General features: G+C 48.1%; 8 protein-coding genes. 4 read left to right on the top strand and 4 right to left on the bottom strand.

Annotation, left to right across the window (positions count from 1 at the left end; all coding sequences use genetic code 11):
• The first annotated feature begins 197 nt into the window (after nucleotides 1-197).
• The 4 genes from Q0198_RS04910 to Q0198_RS04895 all read left to right on the top strand — a co-directional run bounded on the left by Q0198_RS04910 (nucleotide 198) and on the right by Q0198_RS04895 (nucleotide 2,671).
• A complete protein-coding gene (locus Q0198_RS04910; protein ID WP_297895684.1) occupies nucleotides 198-776 on the top strand; it encodes an NAD(P)H-dependent oxidoreductase in 579 nt (192 codons plus the stop codon).
• Between the two features lie 595 nt (nucleotides 777-1,371).
• On the top strand, nucleotides 1,372-1,839 hold the full coding sequence (locus tag Q0198_RS04905) for a hypothetical protein (protein WP_297895682.1): 468 nt from the start codon (nucleotides 1,372-1,374) through the stop codon (nucleotides 1,837-1,839).
• 274 nt (nucleotides 1,840-2,113) lie between these two features.
• Entirely contained in the window at nucleotides 2,114-2,281 is a 168-nt protein-coding gene (locus Q0198_RS04900) for a hypothetical protein (protein WP_297895679.1), read from the top strand.
• Nucleotides 2,282-2,296: 15 nt separating this feature from the next.
• Nucleotides 2,297-2,671 carry a hypothetical protein gene (locus Q0198_RS04895; protein WP_297895676.1) on the top strand — a complete coding sequence of 125 codons (375 nt, stop codon included), beginning with the start codon at nucleotides 2,297-2,299 and terminating at the stop codon, nucleotides 2,669-2,671.
• 636 nt (nucleotides 2,672-3,307) lie between these two features.
• On the opposite strand, the gene Q0198_RS04890 is transcribed toward Q0198_RS04895, so the two are convergent.
• The 4 genes from Q0198_RS04890 to Q0198_RS04875 are packed head-to-tail and all read right to left on the bottom strand — an operon-like array spanning nucleotide 3,308 to nucleotide 7,806.
• Nucleotides 3,308-5,026, bottom strand: coding sequence for a proline--tRNA ligase (locus Q0198_RS04890; RefSeq protein ID WP_297895670.1), 1,719 nt, complete (start codon nucleotides 5,024-5,026; stop codon nucleotides 3,308-3,310).
• Nucleotides 5,016-6,569, bottom strand: a complete 1,554-nt coding sequence (gene hemA / locus Q0198_RS04885) for a glutamyl-tRNA reductase (protein ID WP_297895667.1) — start codon at nucleotides 6,567-6,569, stop codon at nucleotides 5,016-5,018. The genes Q0198_RS04890 and hemA overlap by 11 nt, the downstream gene beginning before the upstream one ends.
• Nucleotides 6,569-7,561 (bottom strand): polyprenyl synthetase family protein, encoded by a 993-nt coding sequence (locus tag Q0198_RS04880; RefSeq protein WP_297895665.1) that lies wholly within the window; start codon nucleotides 7,559-7,561, stop codon nucleotides 6,569-6,571. Before Q0198_RS04880 ends, hemA begins: the two co-directional genes overlap by 1 nt.
• Nucleotides 7,561-7,806, bottom strand: a complete 246-nt coding sequence (locus Q0198_RS04875; RefSeq protein ID WP_297895662.1) for a DUF2018 family protein — start codon at nucleotides 7,804-7,806, stop codon at nucleotides 7,561-7,563. The genes Q0198_RS04880 and Q0198_RS04875 overlap by 1 nt, the downstream gene beginning before the upstream one ends.
• Between the last annotated feature and the right edge of the window lie 849 nt (nucleotides 7,807-8,655).

The following is an 8,655-nucleotide window of genomic DNA, read 5'->3' as shown; positions in this document are numbered from 1 at the left end:
TAAATAACGCTGAAGCGATCGCGGTGCACGGCGATAAATTTGAAATTTTAGGGCGTTAAACTGCGGCACGAAAGTAAAATTTAGTAATTAAACGCTTCATAAAATTTACACTTATATTTTCGCATAGGGCTGCGAAGTGAAATTTTAACTTAGGTGTGCGAGTGTCGCTAACGAATAAATTTAATCAAAGGATCAAAATGAAAATACTACTTATTAACGGTGGGGCGCCTTTTAACGGCAAAGGCGGCAAGCTAAACAAAACTTTGCACGAGTTAGCCAAAAAAACGCTACAAGCCTTAGGGCACGAAACGTGCGAAACTACGATACACGAGGGCTACGATATAGAGGGCGAGGTGGAAAAATTTTTATGGATGGATGCCGTGATCTGGCAGATGCCCGCGTGGTGGATGGGCGAGCCTTGGCTAGTCAAAAAATACGTGGACGAGGTGTTTATGGGCGGCATAGGCAAGATAGTGGCAAACGACGGGCGGCACAGCGCAAGCCCAAACGACGGCTACGGCACGGGCGGACTGATAAAGGGCAAATCGCACATGCTAAGCGTTACTTGGAATGCGCCGCTTCAGGCGTTTGAGAAGCCGGGCGATTTTTTCGAGGGCGCGGGCATAGACGGCGTTTATCTGCATTTTCATAAAGCCAACGAGTTTTTAGGCACGAAAAGGCTGCCTACTTTTATGTGCAACGATGTCATTAAAAATCCCGACGTAGAGCGTTTTATAAGAGATTACGAAGTGCATCTAAAAAGGGTTTTCGGCTAGCCTTAACGGACTAAAACGAGTTTATCTGCTCTAAATACAGCGTCAGATGAGCTAAAGCGGATTTATAAGATCGCTTCTTAAACTCGGATATTACGACGCTTGTGAAATTTTAAAATAATGCCAAGCAGTACTTGTTCGAGCGCGGCTTGCGACGCGCGAGGTTTTCGTAAATCGCGAGATTCGAGCTTTGCTCAGCTGACTGACACTGCGTGATGTGCGGGAGGTATGAAATTTGCGGCGTTGCGGCGTGAAATTTCAAGTCTTGCGGCGCGCGATTTATGCAGTCACTATATAAAATTTCATACGGCTGTCGCAGCTTTTAAGTCGGTGCGAAATAAAACTTGCGAAACGACGTGGCATTTTGCGATCGTTTTAAATTTTGCAAATGCGCTGTATTTTAGCTCAGCGCGAGATAAAATTTTACGCGGCGCACTTTTATGTGATGTACGCGTCTGGCTTGCCGTTGCTCGTTAGTGCCATGTCAGCGAGTGCCTAAGTATGGATGAGCGCGATGGCTGGCTCGTGTAACTATTAGCGTGCCGTTCAGTGCTGCTAGTGGCTTTAAGAGACGCGATGTGTATTTACAGGGGAAGAGATGCTAAAAATTGATATGCTTAAATTCTTTCGCTCGGGCGAGTTTGCTGACGTAAAAAGCGGCTTGAGCTGCGCGCAGATCGTCGTGATGTTTGGCCCTGCGGATGCGAGCTTTAAGAGCGCGGGGGCTGAAATTTTAAGATACGGCGCCTTTGAGTTTCACTTTTTTCGGGACGAAATTTTTATGATCTTTTCGGATCATTTCAGAAGTGAGCCTCTTGATTTCGGCGGCGCAAGGGCGCGGCAAATCGAAATCGAGCCTTGGATATTATCGGGCTGCCCTGCTCCTATCGATCTTGCGGCCGTAAAAAGCGCTTTAAATCGTGAGCGGATCGAGTATCGCGAGCGCGCAACGGATGAGGGTTTGAAGCTAGACTTAAGCAGCGGCGTCACGCTTGCGTTTGAAAGCTTGATCGGGTTGGGCGAGCCCCACGGATACGAGCTTGCCGCATTTTGGATGAAATTTTAGTGGAATTTAAAAAGAGAAATATTTCTTTCGCGCGCTTTTTAAATTTAGCTTTCAAATTTACTCTTCGTCGAATGAAAATGAATGAAAATCCAAGCTAAATTTTGGCAGAAGCGGCGCCTTGTATCGCGCACGGCGACGGAAAAACCGAGCCGCATTAATTGCAAAGGTACGATTTTAAAGATCGCGATAGCCTGGAGTGATACGGCTTTGTTTTTATGCCGATACGGCGTGCCAGGATAAAGCGCCGAGATAAAATTTAAACAAAAGAGGTTTGATGTTTTTTGATACAAAATACGATGAAAAAAAGATCGCTAGCTTTAATCAGATGAATACGCTTTTAAGATGTGTGCTGCTGTTTTTTATCCTTGGCGCGGGCGCGGCGCTGTATATGTCCTACACCGCGGTGCTACCGTCTAGCCCAGAGGATTTGCAGACCATATAGGGGCGCGTCATATATGTGCAAACGAATAAGAGCAGAGGGGCTAGTTACTATAGGTTAAATTTAGTGGATAGCGCGCTTAAGCAGAGGCGTTTTTCTTTAGATGTTTACGGTACCGAGATAGACGGATATAAGGCTGCGATATACAACAAGGACGTAAAAATTTGGTACCAAAGGATCGGGGTCGATACCGACCTTGCACGGCAGATCGTCCTTAAAGACGGGCAAATGGTTTTAAAATACGATTATGCTTTTGCAACCAGATTTTATTATAATACCATATCCGATTCCTATAAAATCACATATTTGAAATGGGGTGGCGGTGCGCTTGCACTTTTGATCGTTCAGATCGTTTTGACTCGGATAGCGAGGAGAAAATACCGCGTAAAATGAGGCTACTACGAAAAACCTACGAATAAAATTTAAACTCGGTCGTCGCCGAATAAATTTAGGCAAAATTTTGACCCGGTAAAATTTCGGATCGGCTTTTGCGCGCCGATTAAATTTACGCGTCCGCTGCGCCGCGAAATTTAAATCTTAAATTTAAAGAGCGAAATCAGAAAAGTGAAATCGCGGTTTAAATTTTACTTTTTAAAATCGTTTTGAAAAAGGGCGGGTAGAGATCGGGATTTTATCGCGGAATTTTGTTTTTGGCAACTCCTGCGGGAAGTGGTCAAAACGCGCTTTTTATTTGCACGGTCAAGTTGGTGCTTTAAATTTTATTCACGCGCAGCTGAGAGGGCGGTGCAGTACCGCGCGCAAACTCATGCTTTAAATTTAGCCGCAGTGAGATGGCGGTGCGGCTTAAGCGTAAATTTTATCATCGCGCCTCGGCGGTATCTCTACGTGATAACATAGTAAATTTATAAAATTTTATGCTCTGTTTTAGTTCAAAAATTTATTCTCATTGCGGCTAGCGCAGTAAATTTATAAAATTTCACGCCGCGCCGCGTAGCAAAATCAGCTCGCAAATTTTCAAATATGGCGGCAAAATTTAGCCAAATTTAGGGCTAAATTTTCACGCGCTTCCTAATTTTTCTCGATTAATTTCCTCTCGATAAATCTTAAAATTTCATCCGCGCTTACGCTTTCGCGTTTTAGACCTGCGCGGGTGATGAACTCGACGCTTCCCTCCGCTAGGGCTTTTCCCACGAGCACTGCATACGGAAAGCCCATCAGTTCGAAGTCGTTCATCTTCACGCCGAAGCGCTCCGCGCGATCGTCTAGCAGCACGCGCACTCCGCGCGCACGGCACTGCTCGTATAGTTTCTCGGCAAATTCTACTGCCGCGGCGTCTTTGTGATTTGAGATGATGATCTCAAGCTCGAAAGGCGCCAGCTCGCGCGGCCAGATGCAGCCTCGCTCATCGTGGCTGCTTTCGATCGCCACGGCGATAAGGCGGCTTGCGCCGATGCCGTAGCAGCCCATAAAAAACGGCTGCGCCTTTCCGTTTGCGTCCAAAAATCGCGCTCCCATCGGCTCTGAATAGCGCGTGCCGAGCTGAAAAATATGGCCCACCTCGATGCCTTTCGTGATACCAAGCTCGCCGCCGCAGGACGGACACGCATCGCCTTCGCCCACGGCAGCGAGATCCGCAAAGCGCGATTCGTTAAAATTTATCACGCTAGCGCCCACGTAGTGGTAATCCGGCTCGTTCGCGCCCGCGATCATTTCGCGCGCTCCTTTTAGCTCGGCGTCGATGTAAAATTTAGCTCCCTCGCCGAGCCCGAAAGGTCCGCAAAAGCCCGCCGTAAAGCCTGCTCGCGCGATCTCCTCCTCGCTGGCATCGACTAACTCTAGCGCGCCGCAGGTATTTTGCGCCTTGGTCTCTTGCAGCTCGTCGCAACCGCGGATAAAAAACGCTACGATCTCGCTGCGATCCTCGTATAGCACTTTTTTGATCACTGCTTTGATAGTGTAGAATTTATCTACTTTGAAAAATTCTGCGACCGCGTCGATCGTTTTCATCGCGGGGGTTTTAAATTTCATCATGCCGTCGGTCTCGGGCGCGGCGGCGTTCGTGGTTTTGGGAGCACGGCGCGCAGCCTCGATATTTGCGGCATACTCGCAGCGCTTGCACACGACGATATCGTCCTCGCCGTTATCCGCTAGCACCATAAACTCCTTGCTGCCGCTACCACCGATCGCGCCGCTGTCCGCATCAACCGCGCGGAAATTTAACCCCAGTCGCGTAAAAATCCGCGAGTATGCCCGTCTCATCACCTCAAACTCGCGCTTCATATCCGCAGCGTCCGCGTGGAAGCTATAAGCGTCCTTCATCGTAAACTCGCGACCGCGCAGAAGTCCGAAGCGAGGGCGCGCCTCGTCGCGGAATTTCGTATTGATCTGATAGATATTTAGCGGCAGCTGCTTGTAGCTCGTGATCTTATCCGCGATCATCAAAACCGCCGCTTCCTCGTTAGTTGGGCTTAGCACGAAGTCATTATCCTTGCGATCTTTGAAGCGCAGCAGCTCCTTGCCGTATTTGGCGTAGCGGCCGCTTTTTTTCCACGCATCCGCGGACGTCACGACGCTAAAAGATACCTCCTGCGCGCCCGCAGCGTCCATCTCCTGCCTGATGACGGCGCAGATCCGCTCCAGCACTATCTTTCCTAGCGGCAAAAAATTATAAAGCCCGCTGCCAAGCTGCTCGATAAATCCCGCGCGGATCAAAAGCGCGTGGCTAGGTAGTACCGCGTCTCTGGGAGCCTCTTTTAGGCTCGGAGCGAAAAGCTTGCTAAATTTCATTCTGTTTATCCTTTTTCTCGTTTTCTTGATTTAAAAATTTTTCGTAGTTTTCTTGCAGTTCAAAAATTTCGACCAGCGCGTTTACCGTGCCGTCGGCATCGTCCGCTTCGCCGAGGTTTTTCAAATTTACCGTCGGAGCGTGTAGAAACGCTTTAAAAACCTGATGGATCAGTTTGCGCGCTTCTTCCGCATCGCTATGCTTTAGATAGCCCTTTTTAAGCGCTTTGGCTAGCTCCAGCTCGGCTACTTGCTTCGCGCTTTGGCGCAAGGCCTTGATGATCGGCGTGGATGCCGCCGCCTTGAGCCATTTGAAAAACTCGTTCGTGCATTTTGCCACGATCGAGTAAGCGATCTGCGCCTGCTCCTCGCGAAGTAGCAAATTTTTCTTTACGATCTCCTCAAGATCATCGACGCTGTAAACTTCAATATCCTCACTCTGACTAAGCTCCACGTCGCGCGGCACGGCTATATCGAAAAAATATCGCTTAAAGCTTTTGGGTTCTAACAAGCTATCGGTAATGATCGGCTCTTGCGAGCCCGTAGCGCTGAAAAACAGGCTATTTGCGTTTAGATATTTTTTCAGATTATCCAGCGCGTCGGTCTTGATGCGAGCCGCGTAACCATTTGCGCCGTCGCTTAAATTTGCGCCGCCCGAGCCATCATAGCTCGCACGGCTGCCCGTCGTAGAAATTTTATTCGTAGCCGCGCAGCTGCCAGTGCCGCCGTTTGAGCCCGCTTCCGCGCAGTTTAAATCTGCGCCAACGTCTAAATTTACGCCGCAGTTCGTGCTTGCGTTATTTAGATTAACTTCCGCGCGATTTAGATCCGCACTATTTTCCGAATTTACGCCGGACTCCGCGCTGATCAAAGAATCCGCCAGCCTCCGCGCGCCGGCTAAATTTCGATTTAAGATCGTGATATTTGCGCCGCTTGCGAGCAGGTGTTTGCACGCTAGCTCGCTCATCTCTCCCGCGCCCACTACCACGGCGTTTACGCCCTGCAAGGAGCCTAACTTTTCCTTTGCCATCGCCACGGCGACGCTTGAGACCGAGATTGGGTTTTTTGAAATTTCGGTCTGGTTGCGGATACGCGCCGCGCATTTTAGCGCTTCATCTATCGCTCTTGCGATCTGCGCGCCCGCGTGGGCGTTTTGTTTGGCAAATTTAAAGGCGTCTTTGAGCTGGCCTACGATCTGAGTTTCGCCTACTACGAGGCTATCAAGAGAGGCTGCGACGGCGAAAAGGTGGTGTATCGCGCCGTAATCCTCGTAAATATCGGCGCGCTCGGCTAGCTCGTCGTAACTCACGCCGCTTACGCGCGAAAGGGCTAAAAGCACGAATTTGCTGGCCGCTTTGAAGTCGTCCACCGCGGTGAAAATTTCTACGCGGTTGCAGGTGCTTAGCACCAAACACTCCTCTATCGCGGAGTTTGAAGCCAAAAGGCGCAAAATTTCTTTTTTACGCACGTCGTTTGAAAACGACAGCTTCTCGCGCACCGTGATGTCGGTGTTTTTGTGGGTGAAGCTCACGCTCATATACGCCATCAAAACTCCCTATCTATCATATCTCGCACGATCTGCTCCAGCTTGTCATTTTTAAATTCCGCTACTGCTTCGAGCGCTTTCTGCCCGTAGGCGCGAGCTTCGTTTATACAGCGCTCGATGATGCCGTGCTCGCTAAATTTCGTCTTGATCCATGAAATTTCGCTCTGGCAGAGCTGCTTTTTAAAAAACGATCTCAGCTTTTGCCGCTCGGAATCATTTAAATTTTCGTATAAATAGATGTAGGGCAGGGTGGTTTTACCCTCCGCGAAATCGCTCAGGCTCGGCTTACCCAGCGCTTCTGAGCTTTGCGTGACGTCTAAGATGTCGTCGATAATCTGAAACGCAAGCCCTAGGTTTTTGCCGTATTCGCCGAATTTCGCGCTCGCGCTTGAAATTTTATCATGATCTTTCGCGGCGCTTGGAATTTCGTCCTCGTTTTTTGCGCCGCTAATATCTGAAATTTCGCCGCGATTTTTCGCGCTGCTGAATTTCAGAAACGCCCCGCAGCGCGCAACCTCTTCGATCAAAGCGGAGGTTTTTAGATAGATCATCTGCAGATATTTGCTCGCATCGTCGTTGAAATCGTCGCTTAAGCTCACGTCCATCAGCTCGCCCACGGCCAGCTTCGTGACGGCGCCCGAAAGCGCGGCGGCGATGCGGCTTTCAAATTTAGAAAGCTCGAAGTACGCCTTGGAATAGAGTATGTCGCCCAGCATCACGGCGTTTTTGGAGCCGTAGGTGGCGTTGATCGAGGGCTTGCCGCGGCGCACCGAGCTTTCGTCGATGACGTCGTCGTGCAGCAGGCTTGCGGCCTGAATGAGCTCGATGATCGCGCACAGACGCAGCGATCTTTCATCTTTTTGCGCGATGTTTAGTAGCAGCTTGGAGCGCAGTTTTTTGCCGGGGCTTAGCCTATCAAACATCTCGCTAGCGGGCTCATATCCGCAGTCTGCGATGAAGCTTTTCATAATTAAATCGATTTGATCTTGCATTATTCGTTGTTGCTTAGGATATTTCCGCTCATCTGCAAAAATTTGTCGTTTAGCTCGTCTTGTAGATTCTGTTGCGCGATGAAGCTTTCGATCTCGCGCTCGCTAATGCCGTGCGCTTCGCAGAGCCGCTCAAAGGCGATGAGGCGGATTAGAGCTTCTTCGATTTCGTTTTGCACCAAAGTAGGGCTTGCAGCGGATAAAATTTCAAAAAATTTCTCTCTTGGGCTGCCTTCAAAAATATCCATTTACCTTCCTTAAAATTTCGCGATTATAGCAAATGTAAAATTTAATTTAGGTTAGGGCGCGGCAAACTATCGGGGGCTTTTAAACATGAGTAATTGCGCAGATTTTGCGCTTGCGTGTGATAAATTTTAAGCTTAAGCGCGGGATTTTGGGCTTTGAATCTATAAATTTTAAAATTTTACTTGTTTGCGAGATAGGCAGAGCGAGTGGAATTTAAAAATTTAATCTTGGTAGCGTGGCGGATTAAACGCGAAGCTTTGCAGATAGGCGGAATTTTAAATTTACAGATAAGCGGCTTGATTTTGCGGAAATTTTAAAATTCTTTGGCGCGAGTGAAATTTTAGGTTTCGCTTGAGCGGATAGAATTCCGCTTTGTTTAAGCGGTAAAATTCTTGGATTTCGCGTAGGTGGAGAGGATTTTGGCTTTGCTTGTGCGGTAAAATCTTGATTTCTGAGCGGCGGATAAATTCTACTTATGCAAAATCTACTCGCGTGCATAACACAGGTCAGGCGTTTTAAAATTTTAAAATTCCGCCGCTTTGCGAGAATTTGAAATTTCATGGATGCGGTAGAATGCTAAAATCGCGTTTGACATTAAATTTTAAGTCTGGCTTTCGAGGCAAATTTTAAATTAAGCCGCGAGAGGGCGTCTTTAAATTTTAAAATTTCGTCACCTTTTACAGATAGAATTTCATTTTTCACGCAGATAAAATCGCGCACTACAAAAGCTATTTTTAAAATTTTAAATTCCACTCGCGCAGATGAAATCCCAGTTTCTCGTGCTAGTGGAATTTTTCGCGCAAGGATCATTTTTAAATTTTAATTTCGCTTGCGTTGCACGCGAAGATGGA

This window comes from uncultured Campylobacter sp. (genome assembly GCF_938045205.1).
Classification (GTDB): Bacteria; Campylobacterota; Campylobacteria; order Campylobacterales; family Campylobacteraceae; genus Campylobacter_B.
This window is presented reverse-complemented; position numbering and strand designations above follow the sequence as displayed.